This is a genomic window from Mojavia sp. (assembly GCF_059505145.1).
The window spans coordinates 209,283-224,667 of sequence record NZ_JCACKA010000135.1 but is presented as its reverse complement, the minus strand read 5'-3'; the positions used below and the strand labels follow the sequence as shown (position 1 = coordinate 224,667).

12 protein-coding genes are annotated in these 15,385 nt (G+C 42.7%); 1 reads left to right on the top strand and 11 read right to left on the bottom strand.

Features of this window, described 5'->3' with window-relative positions:
- Positions 1–3: 3 nt before the first annotated feature.
- From cysW to purM, 7 genes are all read right to left on the bottom strand, one after another.
- Positions 4–879 (bottom strand): sulfate ABC transporter permease subunit CysW, encoded by an 876-nt coding sequence (gene cysW / locus AC5JL8_RS36640; RefSeq protein ID WP_495884593.1) that lies wholly within the window; start codon positions 877–879, stop codon positions 4–6.
- A complete protein-coding gene (cysT, locus tag AC5JL8_RS36635) occupies positions 866–1,735 on the bottom strand; it encodes a sulfate ABC transporter permease subunit CysT (protein ID WP_495884592.1) in 870 nt (289 codons plus the stop codon). Before cysT ends, cysW begins: the two co-directional genes overlap by 14 nt.
- 171 nt (positions 1,736–1,906) lie before the next feature.
- Positions 1,907–3,052, bottom strand: a complete 1,146-nt coding sequence (locus tag AC5JL8_RS36630) for a sulfate ABC transporter substrate-binding protein (RefSeq protein WP_495884591.1) — start codon at positions 3,050–3,052, stop codon at positions 1,907–1,909.
- A gap of 423 nt (positions 3,053–3,475) precedes the next feature.
- Positions 3,476–4,249, bottom strand: a complete 774-nt coding sequence (locus tag AC5JL8_RS36625) for a class II glutamine amidotransferase (RefSeq protein WP_495884590.1) — start codon at positions 4,247–4,249, stop codon at positions 3,476–3,478.
- A gap of 208 nt (positions 4,250–4,457) precedes the next feature.
- A complete protein-coding gene (gene ygfZ, locus AC5JL8_RS36620) occupies positions 4,458–5,441 on the bottom strand; it encodes a CAF17-like 4Fe-4S cluster assembly/insertion protein YgfZ (RefSeq protein ID WP_495884589.1) in 984 nt (327 codons plus the stop codon).
- A 313-nt stretch (positions 5,442–5,754) separates the two neighbouring features.
- The gene (locus AC5JL8_RS36615) at positions 5,755–6,441 is read right to left on the bottom strand and encodes a PHP domain-containing protein (RefSeq protein WP_495884588.1); all 687 of its coding nucleotides are present in this window, start codon (positions 6,439–6,441) and stop codon (positions 5,755–5,757) included.
- A gap of 339 nt (positions 6,442–6,780) precedes the next feature.
- On the bottom strand, positions 6,781–7,836 hold the full coding sequence (gene purM, locus AC5JL8_RS36610) for a phosphoribosylformylglycinamidine cyclo-ligase (RefSeq protein WP_495884587.1): 1,056 nt from the start codon (positions 7,834–7,836) through the stop codon (positions 6,781–6,783).
- A 328-nt stretch (positions 7,837–8,164) separates the two neighbouring features.
- Here purM and AC5JL8_RS36605 point away from each other — a divergent pair, with 328 nt between their 5' ends.
- A complete protein-coding gene (locus AC5JL8_RS36605) occupies positions 8,165–10,360 on the top strand; it encodes a malectin domain-containing carbohydrate-binding protein (RefSeq protein WP_495884586.1) in 2,196 nt (731 codons plus the stop codon).
- Positions 10,361–10,486: 126 nt separating this feature from the next.
- Here AC5JL8_RS36605 and AC5JL8_RS36600 read toward each other — a convergent pair whose 3' ends face one another.
- The 4 genes from AC5JL8_RS36600 to AC5JL8_RS36585 all read right to left on the bottom strand — a co-directional run bounded on the left by AC5JL8_RS36600 (position 10,487) and on the right by AC5JL8_RS36585 (position 15,134).
- Positions 10,487–10,693, bottom strand: coding sequence for a hypothetical protein (locus AC5JL8_RS36600; protein ID WP_495884659.1), 207 nt, complete (start codon positions 10,691–10,693; stop codon positions 10,487–10,489).
- A gap of 332 nt (positions 10,694–11,025) precedes the next feature.
- Positions 11,026–11,628 carry a superoxide dismutase [Fe] gene (gene sodB, locus AC5JL8_RS36595; protein ID WP_495884585.1) on the bottom strand — a complete coding sequence of 201 codons (603 nt, stop codon included), beginning with the start codon at positions 11,626–11,628 and terminating at the stop codon, positions 11,026–11,028.
- Between the two features lie 605 nt (positions 11,629–12,233).
- Positions 12,234–13,835 (bottom strand): bifunctional pantoate--beta-alanine ligase/(d)CMP kinase, encoded by a 1,602-nt coding sequence (locus AC5JL8_RS36590; RefSeq protein WP_495884584.1) that lies wholly within the window; start codon positions 13,833–13,835, stop codon positions 12,234–12,236.
- 189 nt (positions 13,836–14,024) lie between these two features.
- Positions 14,025–15,134, bottom strand: coding sequence for a septal ring lytic transglycosylase RlpA family protein (locus AC5JL8_RS36585; RefSeq protein WP_495884583.1), 1,110 nt, complete (start codon positions 15,132–15,134; stop codon positions 14,025–14,027).
- Positions 15,135–15,385 lie beyond the last annotated feature (251 nt).

Here is a 15,385-nt window from a genome sequence, read left to right as displayed (position 1 = left end):
GTTTTATTCAACATCTTTAATGCGGGTTTTCCGTTCGAGAATCTCTTTCAGCACCAGAGTTACTACTGCTAGCAATGCCAACAGTACAGCAGCAGAGAAGGCAGCTTCAGTTTCATACTGTTTATAAGCATCCTCTACAAATAGTGGTAAACTCTGGGTTTTGGCGGCAATATTGCCAGATACTACTGAAACCGCTCCGAATTCACCCATGGCTCTAGCATTGGTCAGAATTAAGCCGTAGAGTAAGCCCCAGCGAATACTAGGTAGGGTGACGCGCCAAAATATTTGCCAATCGTTTGCACCCAGAGTTCTTGCAGCTTCTTCTTGATCGCTGCCAAACTCCTCTAAAACAGGAATCACTTCCCTTGCAACAAAAGGCATACTAACAAATGCTGTAGCCAGTATCATACCTGGCAAGGCAAAGATAATCTGGATATCATGTGCTTGAAGCCAAGGGCCAAACCAGCCATTTCGGCCATATAGCAGCACAATCATTAATCCAGCGACTACGGGCGAGATAGAAAAGGGAAGGTCAATAATACTTAAGACTACAGCCTTACCAGGAAAATTGTGACGAGCGATCGCCCAAGCTGCACACAGACCAAATACAGCATTTACAGGGACAGCGATCACAGCCAATATCAGCGTCAGCCAAGCTGCATGGAGAAAAGCGGGTCGGCTCAAGTTAGACAGAAACGGGCCAACGCCCTTGCTGAAAGCTTGAATAAAAACGTTGATAGCAGGGATGTATTGAACTAGAACTAAATAGGCGATCGCAATCCCAATTAAAATTGTTGGTACCCAACTCTTAGGCTTTTGAGGTTTGCCTGTATCTTTTTGAGATGCAGATGAGTGAAAACTTGGCTCATTTACTGTCATATCTTCTTGACCACGCTTGTAACAAATTAATTGCTAGGAGCAACACTAACGAAATTGCTAGTAAAACCACGCCAATAACAGTTGCGCCGGAGTAGTCATACTGCTCTAGCCGCTGGAAAATCAGCACCGGTGCAATCAAATCTTGGAAGGGCGTATTAGAAGAGATAATCACAGTTGAGCCATACTCCCCAACCGCGCGGGAGAACCCCAAAGCAACACCAGTCAAAATCGTGGGGAATAAAGGCGGCAAAATCACTTTCCAAAAAGTTTGCCATTGAGAAGCACCCAAAGACCAAGCGGCTTCTTCAATTTCATGTTCCATTTCTTGAAGCACAGGCTGCACTGTCCGCACGACAAATGGCAACGAGATAAATATCATTGCCACTGCTACTCCCGCACGGGTGAAAGATACTTTAATTCCTAGCGGTGCTAACAGTGAACCAATCCAGCCATTATTGCTATACACTGTTGCCAGTGTTAACCCTGCAACCGAAGTTGGCAGCGCAAAAGGTAAATCTACGGTGGCATCAATTATGCGTTTCAACGGAAAGTCATAGCGCACCAAAACCCAAGCAATCAGAGTTCCAAAAACTCCATTGAGCAGAGCCGCGAACAATGAGGTGACAAAGGTGACATTATATGTTGCTAATGCAATATCACTGGTAGCGATTTCCCAAAATCTGGCTGGAGGTTCCGTACTTGCTTTTAGGAACATGGCCCCAATTGGGATAAATAACATCACTGTCAAATATCCCAGCGTAATTCGCCAAGTCCAGGGAATCTGATGCAACTGATGCAGCAACGTTTTCCAGGCTGGAGTTTTACGGTCAACTTCTACAGAAGGAGATAAAGCCATAGTCAAAAATTCAAAAGTTGAATGCCAAAATCATGAAACTCAAGTTTTGACGATGCCAAAGGTAAATAACCTAGAGCATCGAAACTCATACACCGCAGTACTTTGTCGTTGCCATTAGTCATTTTTCATTTTAGATTTGTAGATAAATCATGACTAATGACTAATAACTAATTAGCGTTTCTTTTGAGCTTGAATCTTGTCAAAAAGAGCGCCATCTGCGAAGAACTTGTTCTGAACCGTATCCCAACCACCGTAGTCCTGAACTGTTCCCAAAGTTTTAATCTTAGGATATTTGTCAGCAACTTCTTTAGTTTGAGCTACTGTTTCATTTACAGGACGGAACCCTAACTTGGCAAACTCCTGTTGAGCTTCTGGAGTATAGAGGAATTTAACAAACGCTTCTGCTACCTCACGGTTGCCATGTTTATCAACATTTCTGTCGACTACAGCGATCGGATTATCGATGGAGATATTTATATCAGGGACGATATAATTAACATTTTCGCCCTTTTGTTCTGCCAGAATAATTTCATTTTCATAGTTGATCAATGCATCACCCTGACCTTGTTTGAAAAAGGCATCCGTTGCTTCACGCGCATCTTTAGTCAAGACTGGTACATTATTGTAGATTTTGGTCACAAAGTCAGTAGCTCTCGCCTCATCTCCCCCAGCTTTAATCGCAGAATTCCATAAAGCTAAGAAATTCCAGCGAGCAATACCTGATGTTTTAGGATCAGCAGTAATTAGTTTTACTCCATCTTTCTCCAAGTCTGACCAGGAATTGATACCTTTAGGGTTACCTGGACGAGTAACTAATGCAGCAACCGATTTGGAAACAATACCATCGTTAGGAACTTCCTTCTCCCATCCTGGCTGAATCAATCCAGCCTTCTCAATCCTTTGGGTATCCAATGCTAGTGCCAAGTGAACGATATCTGCTTCCAAACCATCAATAACAGCACGAGTTTGGGAACCAGATCCGCCATAGCTTTGCTTAAAGGTGACAGTTTGGTTATGTTCTTGCTTCCACTTTTCTACAAACTTGGGAATTATAGCTTCGTGCGCTGCCTTAGTGACAGCAAAGGAAACTAGCGTTAGTTCAACATTTTGCTTGGTGGCAGAAACATTACTAGCCGTAGGGGTTTCACTAGAAGAATTGCCACTATTGCCGCCAGAGCAGGCCGCAAGCGCTACACTTAAGATTGTCCCTACCAAAAAGAGCGATACAAAGCCTTGAAGCGAATTTAGCCTGAACCGATTAGTTATCCGCTCAGTACTCAGTTGCAATCGTTTCAGGGGACGCGGCCACAGATTCATTCCAGATCCTCCTCTAAAAAAATACGGTTACTCTAGAGCAATACCGTATATACGCTGGTATATATGATGATTGCAGGTATCCCTAGAAAAAAGCAAGAGGGAAACTGCATATTCTCGATAGTAATTATGGAGATTTTACCAAGTTGATGGGCAATTAAAACTGCTCAAACAACTTTTCTCGGAAATAGCTGATTTATTAGTAAGTCTGTCCTGCTTGGATTCGTATTTTTCTCTGCCGCGCGATCGCCTGGTACTATGTGGCAACTTCAAACAAGCACCGTAGTTTTGAATAAAGACAGTATAAAGTTAATTTGACAAACCGTTTTTTATTTTAAAAAAAGCTAGCAAGCACAAATTGGCGAGCTAAAACTCAAAAAACTAGGAATTATTACCAAATTTAAAATCAGGCTTCACGCTATTAATTTATTTAGATGTAAGAGGTAAACCGTCCTGAAAAACTAGTAATTCTCCAGCTGAGATGGGAGTCCAAACCTCGTTATCAGTCAGAGGAGTAGTAGCGATGACAGCGACGCGATCGCTTGGCGAAGTCAACTTCTGAAAATCTACTGTCATGTCTTGATCAATCAAGTGAGCAGCAGCAAAAGGCGCTTGACGCACAATGTAGCTCAGGTGAGTTGAGCAGTGGGTAAAAAAGTGTTCTCCATCTGAAAGTAAGTAATTAAACACACCTTGTGATGCAAGCTTTTCAGTTACTTTACGCAGTACAGGATATAGTTCTTCGAGAGGAGGCTTGCCCTGAGGAAAGCTTTGACGCAAAGTTTCAAGGATTACACAGAATGCTTTTTCACTATCGGTGTTACCCACGGCTTGATAAAAGCCCATGTTTTCAGGATTAAAGTCTGGTAAATTGCCGTTGTGAGCAAACACCCAGTACCTTCCCCACAGTTCCCTTTGGAAAGGGTGACAGTTTTCTAGGGCAACTTCACCTTGGGTAGCTTTGCGGATATGGGCAATTACATGGGTAGAGTGGATGGGATAACATCGCACTAAATCTGCCACCGGAGAATTAACCGAGGGTTTAGCGTCTAAAAAAATTCGACATCCTTTGTTTTCAAAAAAAGCAATACCCCAACCATCGCAATGATGGTCAGTCTTTCCTCCTCGTGCAGAAAAGCCTTCAAAAGAAAAGCAAATATCTGTTGGGGTATTGCAATTCATTCCCAGCAGTTGACACATTGATGTTGCCGCTTTGAATTTGAGATTAACGTCTGGGATTAAGATACTTCAGAATGTTGCAATAGTTCTGGTGCGATCGCTTCAATCTGGAAATTTAGCGCCGATACTTTTCAAGCTATTCCCAGCAGAACCAGAATCACATTCTTTTTTCAAATTGATATAACTTTTTAACTGAACCGTATTAAGCTGCTCTTAATTAAATATAGATTTAAGGATACTCGTGAGAAACAAATGGGACGGCCACTATTTCCCCCTCAGTTTCTCCTACTTGCACTTTCAAGCCAATACCACCTGCTTTGGTGCGAATGTAACCTAACCCAAAGTAGCCATTGGTGGTTTCAGTGTAACTGGTTAGTTTGCCAACTTTTTCGTCTCCTACTGCAATTACTGCTCCAACTTCAGCAGGAGCGCTGAGGCGAATACCCCATAAATGTTGCTTTACACCTTTATATGTGTTTAAACGGGCAATGGTTTCTTGTCCGATATAGCAACCTTTGTTAAAAGAAATGGTCTGCCATAAACCAACTTCTAAAGGATTGTAATCATCTGTCAACTCTGCATCTGGAGCCGGACGCCCTTGTAAAATTCGCAACAAATCCCAAGCGCGATCGCTCAATTCCACTGCGCCTAACTCTAAAATTTGGCTCCATACCTTCTGTTTCTCAGCATCTGGCAAAATTAGGGTATATCCAGGGTCAGCCAAGCCGCTACCCACAGCAACGATTACTCCTCCATTGACTAGAAGATGATTGCCATAGGGTTGACCGATAATAGCTCCAGCACCTAATTTTTCGATAACTGCGTCACTTCCTGGGCCAATCAAACTAAAGGTTGCAGTTTCATCAGTCACATCGGTCAATTGCACTTTATCAGCAAAAAAGATATAGCGATCCAACCATTGCATGACAAACTCGCGGCGGTTGGGCGAAACCAACAATAAAACCGCATCTTCTAAAACGTAGCCAGTAACCAAGTCAATTGTGCGAGCGGTGGATGTTACCATCACAGTATCACAGCCTTGTCCTGGCTTGAGGCTTTGAAAGTCATTAGTACTTTGGTTGTGTAAAAAGCGAAGACGCTCATCATCAGAAACACGGATACGCCCCCAGTGGGAGCGATCGCATACAGCAACCCCTGCTTTTGCGGCTTCGATAGCTGCTGCGTCTTTACTGTCAATTGCAGATGTTGGCATGGTGATGAAGAGTTGCCCTGTTTTAAGGTTTACCCATTGGAAATCTTAGCAAATCACAGTTTGCAGGTTCAATGTATTTAAAGGTAGAGCTATGAAGAAACTATCTACGCTATTTGCTGAACTATTGGTAATTATCCTAAATTGACTTACACCAGACAGGTGCTATAACATTTTTGGTCTATCTGTAATACCTTGTTTGGGTCTTGATTTGTTCTTGTTTATTTTCGACCCTATTTATTAAAAATAAAAACATCAAAATAAGATTAACTCCTTGGCTATAAGAACCAGGAGTTTTAAGAAAAAAATTCCATGATTACAAACGTTGGAGCAGGTTTAAACCATGAGTATCAGTGCCACAAGTATTAAAAAGACCATACTCACTAGCCAACTGTTGCACCTGTTGTGATTCCAAAGAACTGGGTCTCCAAGGGTTGGGGTTGTTATAAGCATAGAAAGTTTCCACGCCATCAATTCCATTTTCGGCCGCAACAGGAATCAGGTCTAAGTGCGATCGCTTATAGCGTGCTGGATGAGCAAGTACAGCTAATCCTCCTGCTTCATGAATAGCAGCAATTACTTTGTTTGCTTGATATTCTATACCTGTAGTAATTCTTCTTTGCAGATAAGGTTTCATACTAGGGTGTTCTGGCTCAAAGGAATAAGCCAAAATATGAACTTCAATGTTCAAAAGATTGGCATTAATTTCTACACCACTCCACAAATGAGGAATGGTTGCACCAGGATTATTCCACCTCCAGTCTTCTAACCAAGCTTTTGCTGCTTGATAGCCACCAATACTATGATGGTCTGTGATCGCTAGCCCTTGTAGTCCAATGGCGATCGCTTGTTCCATCAACGCCGTTGGTTGCAATCTGCCATCTGAGTAGACAGTATGCATATGAAAGTTGAACAATCTCGGACAACTTTGAGCATCAATATTCTGGAATACTTGCTTCAAAAGCACCGTGGAAGCCGAAGTACAGGCAATATTTACAACCATAACCCCCTCTGAACAGAATTACATTACTCTAAACACACCAACACGCCACACCTTTCCAGATCAGAAACAACCAACACGTTAAATTAGTGCTGGTATATATTTCTTGACTTCAATAGTAAATTTTTTCAATATGTTAAGACTACGTTAGCAAATCTCAACGCTGACGGACATGAGTATTTTCGATGGCTTTAATTAGGATAAGTAAAAAATATTGCCAAAAAGCCCATGGAAGTTAGTAACAAGGCTTATGGCAAAAAATGAGTAAATATAAGGATTATTTAGAGCGCTCCGCTGTACTAAACCTCAAAAAGCTTGATTTTTGCGTATCAATTCTGCAATTTACTTCAATAATCCCACTAAAGAATTAGAGCCAGTAATTACTTCACCGATCGCAAAAGCAGTAATATCCTGTGATTGAAAATAGGATATTGTTTGGTCTACCTGAGTAGGTGGAACCAACAGCACAAAGCCAATGCCCATATTAAAGGTATTGTACATAGCTTCGGAACTAACCCCTCCAACTTCGGCTAGCCATTGAAATAGAGGTGGAATTACCCAACTATTGGGGTCAATTTTGATCGTTTGCTCTTTCCCTAAGCATCTGGGCAGATTTTCTGGCAACCCACCGCCTGTAATATGAGCCATACCATGAATTTCTATTCCAGCTTGACGCGCTGCTAGGACGGGTTTGACGTATATGCGCGTAGGTTTGAGAAACGCTTCTCCTATAGTTGCGCCACCTAATAATTCTGGGCGTAGGTGCGGAGCAACTTGCCGCCAGGCATCGCTCCAAGCAAAACCTTGATCGCTGATAATCTTTCGCACTAAACTCAAGCCATTACTGTGTACGCCAGTACTAGCAAGAGCGATCGCTACATCTCCTACTTGGACTTGAGAACCATCCAGCATCTGGCTTTTTTCTACAATGCCCACACAAAATCCAGCCAAGTCATACTCACCCACTTGGTAGAAACCAGGCATTTCTGCTGTTTCTCCTCCCAGCAAAGCACAACCAGCCTGCTTACATCCAGAAGCTATACCAGTTACTACCTGAGTTAATTGCTCTTTATCGAGCTTACCTGTTGCCAAATAATCTAAAAAAAACAGCGGTTCTGCGCCAGATGTCAGCACATCGTTAACACACATGGCCACTAAATCAATACCAACGGTGTCATGCTGGTTAAGAATTTGAGCGATTTTCAGCTTTGTACCCACGCCATCTGTGCCGGAAACTAATACTGGTTCCCGAAAACCCCCTGGAATTTGAAAGCAGCCACCAAAGCCACCCAGCCCACCAATTACTTCCGGTCTAAAGGTGCCATGAACCAAATTGCGAATTTGATCTACAAAAGCTCGACCCGCTTCAACATCAACCCCAGCATCCCGATAATCCATTCCTTACTGCACCGTTATCAATCTGCTACAAACTTAGGACATCATCACACATTTAGAAGCTGTTTTTAAATAAGAAATTCATCAAATCCATAAGATAAGCCGTTAATAAACTAGCTTAACTTAATTGAAAAAACATATTCACTTGGCATTTACAGCATCATTTGCTAATAGGATTTTAACATTACTGCATCTCTCCTGAGATAGAGAAATAGCTTGATCAAGCAGATAAAAGTATGAAAACCTTACCCTAAATATTTCAGCATTACTCAATGGGCGGAAATACAGCTGTTTCTTAGCTCATAAACTTCTTGAAAAGTAGAGAACGTATATGGAAAATATGCCATCAAATATAAGGATTAATACTGGTGGAACAACTTACACAGATTTAACAGGTAATGTTTGGTCAGCAGATGCTTATTTTACTGGTAGTAATACTTACAGTGCAAGCAAACCCATTAGTGGCACTAGCGATCCCATACTATATCAGACAGAACGCTGGGGAAACCAATTTTCCTACAATATTCCAGTAGCTAGTAGCGGCTTGTACAAAGTAAATCTCGACTTTGCTGAAATTTACTGGTCTAATCCAGGACAGCGAGTTTTTGACGTAAATATTGAAGGTTCACTTATCCTTGACAATCTGGATCTTGTGGCACAAGTTGGCGCAAATACAGCTTGGAGAAAATCAGTAGATGTTGAGGTTAAAGATGGAGTTCTCAATATAGACTTTTCTGCAAGTGTAGACAATGCAAAAGTTTCCGCTATTGAGGTTATTCCTAGCTCAATCACCTCTCCACCGCTAGCACCCATCCGCCTCGAAGCGGAAAAAATGAGCCTAACGAACTACCGCATTGAATCGAATAGCAGCGCTTCTGGCAGCGCAATAATTGGCCTTGTAGGGGGCCCTACTGACGAAACAGGTATAGCTGAAACTACCTTTAATGGCCCTACTAGTACCTACAATGTTGTAGCTGGTTACTATGACGAAAACGACGGAGTTGGTCGTTTTGACGTCAATATTGGCACTCAGCAATATGGATGGAATCTTGATCAAAATTTCGGTAGTAATCTAGCTAATGCTCAGACTCTTGTACGTCGAACCATTGCTACTGGGCTAGTAATCAACAATGGAGCTGCCATCAAGATCCAAGGTCAGGAGAGTATCCCAGGTGACACAACAAAGTTAGAACACGCAAGATTTGATTACATTGAATTTATTCCCACTAATCAAACATCAACAGACTCAACACCACCAACGGCAAGTTTATCTGCTGCAAACGTCACTACTAGCGGTGGGACAAGTCACAATTTTACGGTGTCCTATGGCGACAACGTAGCAGTAAATGTATCTTCCTTGGATTCTCAGGATATTGTGGTGACTGGCCCCAATGGGTTGAAGCCGTCGGTAAAATTGGTAGGAGTGAATACCAACAGCAACGGTACACCCCGAACTGCAACTTACCAGATTACTGCTCCGGGTGGTAGTTGGGATGCGTCTGACAACGGTAGTTATACTGTGTCAGTACAAGCTAATCAAGTTAGTGACACCAGCAACAACTATCTCCAAAGTGGTGCTTTAGGGGTATTTACAGTCAACATCAACCCCGGAACGCCTTTGACAACTCCAGGGATCTGGGATTCAGGTGCAAAAATGTCTATAGCACTAGGTGAAGTTAGTGCGGGAGTAATTAACGACAAACTTTATGTAGTCGGAGAAGGCAGCAATGCTACCCTTGCTTACAATTTGGCAACTGGCACCTGGAGCAGCAATTTAGCAACACGACCATTCGTTGGGCATCACCATGCAGCAGAAGTTTTTAATGGAAAACTCTATCTACTTGGTGGATTAGGTGGTGGTGCGGCAGGGAAAGTACAAATTTACAATCCTGCTACTAACAGTTGGACTTTAGGCGCTGATATGCCCTTCGCAGCTGGCTCTAGTTCGTCTGCTTTAATTAATGGCGAAATATATATAGCTGGCGGCATTATTGGTTCCTCTACAACCGATCAAGTAGCTAAATATAATCCAGCAATCAACACCTGGACGATGCTGGCATCTATGAAGCAGGGACGCAACCACACTGCTGCTGCTACCGATGGCAGTAAGCTATATGTCTTTGGTGGGCGTGGTTTTGGTAGCGGTGATGGAAATGTTCCAGCTAATGGATTTGATACAGTGCAAATCTACGACCCTGCTACTAATACTTGGATTTCTAGCTTAGATTCTGGCTCATCTCTCAAGCCACTACCACAGGCACGAGGTGGGATGGGTAAAGCTGCTTATTTTAACGGCGAGTTCTATGTCATGGGCGGCGAAACTCTAAGCGGTGCGGGAGCAACTGCCAATCAGGTCTATAACCGCGTCGATATCTACAACCCCAAAACGAATACTTGGCAGCTCGGTAACTCTATGCCAACTGCTCGGCATGGCATCTTCCCTCTAGTGTATGGCAATGAGATCTATGTTGCTGGAGGTGGCACAAAAGTAGGGCACTCTAGTTCCGACGTTTTGGAAATTTTTTAAAACATGACAAATTTGATGGTCATGCTACTCGTCAATAGGTAGAAGGTACTCTAGTAAGACGTTTAGAAATGTGGAAGGCGTAGTGTGGCAACCCATCTACGTCTTCATCAATTTACCCCTACTGCGTTAAAACACTTCATCTTCGATACCGCGCCACCATTCCCCCAAGCTCATTAAGTCTTGGTAAATATCTTCTAATTCCTCGGCATAGGCATTTTCTGAAAGTGTGGCTCGACGTTCTTGGAGTTTCTTAAGGCGTAGTTGCACTAAGAGCCAAGGTTTAGCGATGCTATTGGTTGCCTCAAGGTATCGAGCTAGTTCTGTGCTATCCATCATATTTATATTTTGGATGTTAATGTCATTACTTTTTAAGATACAAGAGGCGGCTACAAGCGATAACTTTTATCGAACTTAGGACTTATGTACCAAGTCCCTTAAGACTGGGTATAAATCTTTTGAACACCTACACTTCTTCCAAAGGCTTGATTTTTCGTTTCATTGCGTAAGTTTTGAACTGAACTGCTGTCAATTTACCCAGCGAATTAAAAACAGCCACGATACTAGTCGTGACTGCTGGGGATTTTAATGAATTTAACCAACTGATTGTTCGGCTTTACAAAGCTGGCAAGAGCTACTAGTGTAGCTAGTTCCACACTGACAAATGATTAAGCTTTGGCGTAATTTTCAGCAGCGAAGTCCCAGTTGAGCAACTGATCGAGGAAATTCTTGATAAACGCAGGACGAGCATTTCTATAATCTATGTAGTATGCGTGTTCCCAAACGTCTAGGGTTAAGAGTGCTTTCTGCCCATAAGCTAGAGGGTTCTCTGCATTTGGTGTCTTGATAACTTTCAGTGTGCCACCATCATCGATTAGCCAAGCCCATCCACTGCCAAATTGAGTTGCAGCAGCATTAGAGAATTCTTCTTTGAATTTATCGAAGCTACCAAAATCTTTATTAATCTTGTCAGCCAGTTCACCTGAAGGTTGACCACCACCAGCTGGCTTTAGGGAGTTCCAGAAGAAGGTGTGGTTCCAAACTTGAGCAGCGTTGTTGAAGACTCCAGCTTTAGAGGAATCTTTGAATGAAGCTTGGATTACCTCTTCCAAGGACTTATCGGCAAGTTCTGTACCATCAGTGAGCTTGTTTAGGTTGTCTACATAAGCTTTGTGATGCTTGCCATAATGATATTCAAAAGTCTCTCCTTTCATGCCATACGGCTCTAGAGCATTAAAGTCGTAGGGTAGGGGGGGCTGTACAAATGCCATTGTGTGAAATCCTCTCTTTACCGTTTTCCAGTTTAAAGCGATCGCAGAAACTTAGGAAATTACAGGTTTTGTGTTTAGAGATTTTATATCCTTGATGCTGGAATATAAAACTTAACATGGTCATTTTACTACCAAAGTGAAGATTAACACAAAGGACTTTTCTAATAAGTTAAATCGCCAGGAATTAATAAATATAAATAAAAATAGCTAATAGTTCGTAATCATAGCCAAAAAAATCGGCTTTTCCTCCCATCCCTTTAAGGGATGGGAGGAAAAGCCCAATTACTAATTGGTACTAAAACCAATGGTCAATGACCAATAACTAAATCGATGTTTTCGCGCGCCGAGGTATGAGTTAATTAGCCTTTAGGAGTTAGCGATCAGGCTCTAGCTTTAAAGATTTCCCTAATAGCATGACAAAAATTAATTCAAATCAGTCTCAGGCCAGATGAATTATTATCAAAATTAACTAATTATCATACCTACTAGTTTGATTTAGACAAATTTTAGCTGATTGTAAAATCATCTGATACCATCTTTTAATCTCTAGCTTGTAAGAATGGTGAATGAACTAACACTCATTCACCGCTCATATGACCAAGAGGCTAACGAGATAAAAGCTGTTGGCAATAATTAACAATTTGTGTTGTGACTTCAGCAACACTGAGACCATCAGTTTTAATCTCAATTGCATCTGCGGCTTTTTGCAAGGGCGAAACTTTGCGACTGCTATCTTTCCAGTCACGTTCAGCAATGTCACGTTCCAGTTGCTCTAAGCTTACTTCAGGCTGACTTTGTTTTTTAAAGTCTTGCTGGCGACGACGTGCGCGTTCACTGACAGAAGCGGTTAAGAATATTTTTACTTCAGCGTCAGGAAACACATGCGTACCAATGTCTCGTCCTTCGGCTACTAAACCACCTCTTTTACCCCAGCTTTGCTGTTGTTTCACCAATGCTTTACGTACAGAACTCTGTGCAGCTATTGCCGATACTTTAGATGTTACTTCAATAGACCGAATTACTTGAGTAACATCAGTACCATTAATCCAAACCTGTACGGGCGATTGCAAATCTTGGCTGGGAGTAAGTTGGATTTCGCATTTGTGGGCTAATTCAGCGATCGCGCACTCATCGTCAATGGCAATTCCCTTTTGCAGCACTAACCAAGTAACGGCACGATACATAGAGCCTGTATCTAAATACACCAGCCCTAGTTTGGCTGCAACTTGACGAGCTACTGTAGATTTTCCAGCACCAGCTGGCCCATCAATGGCGATGATAGGTTGGCGATCGCACAAGATGATATTGTCAATTAAACGTGTAGAACCAAGACGAGCTGCGATCGCGAGCATTGCTTCCTCCTCAACTTTTTCTATAGACATCAACGTAGACGGTTCAACCAATTCAATATATTCCACTACGACATTACTGACCATTGCCACTTGTTGCTTAACTACCTCTATCAGCTGGTTGCTGTTGCGAACCCCCGCTTTGAAGGCAGCCTCAGCTTCTTGTAAGCTGCGATATAACACCGCTGCTTGCTCTTTTTCTGTTGCAGTCAAATATTGATTGCGAGAACTTAATGCCAGACCAGACACTTCTCGCACCGTTGGACAAGCAACAATCTCTACTGGAAAATTCAAATCAGCTACTAATCTTCTAATAATTGCCAGTTGCTGACCATCCTTTTGACCAAAGTAGGCTCGGTCAGGTTGTACCAAGTTAAAAAGCTTGGTCACAATCGTAGCCACGCCCTGAAAGTGACCTAGCCGGGAACCACCACACAAGCCTGTTATCATAGCAGATGGAGGGATTACTTGTGTCACCTTCGATTCTTGTATACTCTTCTGGGGAATTCCCAGTTCTTCCGGAGTAGGTGCAAAAATTACGTCTACCCCAGCTTGTTTACATAGTTGTATGTCTAGCTCCAGAGTTCGGGGGTAGCGTTGCAAATCTTCATTTGGAGAAAATTGCAGGGGATTGACGAAAATACTAACAATCACCGTGGAATTTTCTTGCCGCGCTCGTTCAATCAAGCTTAAATGACCTTCATGCAATGCTCCCATCGTCGGCACAAGACCGACCGCAGTCTGGTACCAGCTAGTCATTTCATCTAGTACCAAATCCTCTGGAAATGCTTGTTTATTTTCCGAGTGGCGTTTAGTTAAATAGCAGCTTAAAGCTGCAACTGTTGTCAACAGGCGCACAAAATACCCCTAGTTCTTCGTTATCCCTCCCCCGTTAGTTTATATCTGAAACAGAGGTAAGAAATGTTTGAACTAGGGGAATTAAGTGATAGCTAATAGAAAGCAGAGTGTAGGGAGTAGCAAGTAGAGATGAAGTTGACAGTTGAAAATTAAGCGCCAACTGTCAAAAGTGAACATTACTCAGTTGTTTTATTTTCCTAAAACTTCAATATGTACTGGAGCAACGCCACTGCTGATCATTCCTAAAACGCGAGCTGCGCCAAAAGAAAGGTCAATAATCCGCCCCCGAATATAAGGGCCTCGGTCATCAATTGACACCACTACAGAACGACCATTGCGGGTGTTGGTAACGCGAACCCTTGTACCAAAGGGCAAGCTACGATGAGCGGCAGTCATTCCTTCGGGATTGAACCTTTTACCGCTAGCAGTACGGGTACCAGAACCATCATAGCCGTAAAAAGAAGCCATGCCTCTGAAGTTGAGTCGCACTGGGCCAATGGCAATTTTTTGTGGCAACTTTGGCATTGACACTGGTAGGCGAACTGGTAAATCGGCAATTTCGCTAATGGGAGATGCATTGCCGATCAGCCTACGCAGGCGGTTGGTTGCTTGCAATGCATCTTGTGCAAGATTATTGGTGGAATCTGCTAGGCGTGTATTTTCATTAATTTCCACCAGTTCTTCGCCCTTGAGTTTGATCACATAGCGATCGCCTGGCTTTTGCTGGGAAGAAGAACCTTTATTCTGGGCTTGATTGGCAACTTTTGATTCGCCATTTCCCTTCCAGCTAACAATAATCTGAGTAGCATCCACGTTTTCCCGGAGTAACTGGTTGATTCTAGCTGCTATTACACCAGCTTTCTGAACCGGGTCATTGGGAGTAGCACTAATTTGGTTACCCACATTCGCTACATTCCCGACACTTGCAACCTTGGGTGAGTTGTTAGCAATAGGGGCGTACATTTGTACGCCCCCAGCGTCTCCAGTTGCGCCAACTTTACTATCAGCATTTGCAACTGGCGAAGAACTCAAAAAGGTAAGAACAGGAATATTTCGGATAAAAAGGGTTGCCGCCTGACGACCTTTGATGTTGTGAGGATGAATTTCTGTCATCACAGCATCAGAGGTAACTTTCCCTGCTGAGGATTGGTACTCTCCTACTTTGACAACATCGCTAACAGGTGATTGTTGGGGAGCTATAGAACTTCCCTTGGTAGTAGTTTGAGTCCGACCGGCTGAGGATGTCCCTAAAACAGCTAGAGACAGGGCGACAATAGTCCACAAATGTCTTTGATTCATGCGTCCGATTTTAAAGCGACTGTAGAACAGAAGTTTTTATGGTTCGTGGAATTTTGTACCACCGAAAGTGTTATTCCCCTACAACTCGAACTCGTTCCGCTTTCACTTCTTGTTTATAACTGCAACAGACTAACACGAACCATTGAGCTTGGGGATCAGGGTTTTAGCGTAGATCTTGGTAACTTTAGCAAATTTAGATTTCGATTTCAAGCGTCAAACCTTTCCTATATGCGGATTTTAGCTGTGTAACG

Bases quoted from the DNA above. Each gene is read 5' to 3' on its own strand.
- cysT (WP_495884592.1), bottom strand. From the start codon at position 1,735: ATGGCTTTATCTCCTTCTGTAGAAGTTGACCGTAAAACTCCAGCCTGG.
- AC5JL8_RS36585 (WP_495884583.1), bottom strand. From the start codon at position 15,134: ATGAATCAAAGACATTTGTGGACTATTGTCGCCCTGTCTCTAGCTGTT.
- AC5JL8_RS36630 (WP_495884591.1), bottom strand. From the start codon at position 3,052: ATGAATCTGTGGCCGCGTCCCCTGAAACGATTGCAACTGAGTACTGAG.
- sodB (WP_495884585.1), bottom strand. From the start codon at position 11,628: ATGGCATTTGTACAGCCCCCCCTACCCTACGACTTTAATGCTCTAGAG.
- ygfZ (WP_495884589.1), bottom strand. From the start codon at position 5,441: ATGCCAACATCTGCAATTGACAGTAAAGACGCAGCAGCTATCGAAGCC.
- AC5JL8_RS36625 (WP_495884590.1), bottom strand. From the start codon at position 4,249: ATGTGTCAACTGCTGGGAATGAATTGCAATACCCCAACAGATATTTGC.
- purM (WP_495884587.1), bottom strand. From the start codon at position 7,836: ATGGATTATCGGGATGCTGGGGTTGATGTTGAAGCGGGTCGAGCTTTT.
- AC5JL8_RS36615 (WP_495884588.1), bottom strand. From the start codon at position 6,441: ATGGTTGTAAATATTGCCTGTACTTCGGCTTCCACGGTGCTTTTGAAG.
- cysW (WP_495884593.1), bottom strand. From the start codon at position 879: ATGACAGTAAATGAGCCAAGTTTTCACTCATCTGCATCTCAAAAAGAT.
- AC5JL8_RS36605 (WP_495884586.1), top strand. From the start codon at position 8,165: ATGGAAAATATGCCATCAAATATAAGGATTAATACTGGTGGAACAACT.
- AC5JL8_RS36600 (WP_495884659.1), bottom strand. From the start codon at position 10,693: ATGGATAGCACAGAACTAGCTCGATACCTTGAGGCAACCAATAGCATC.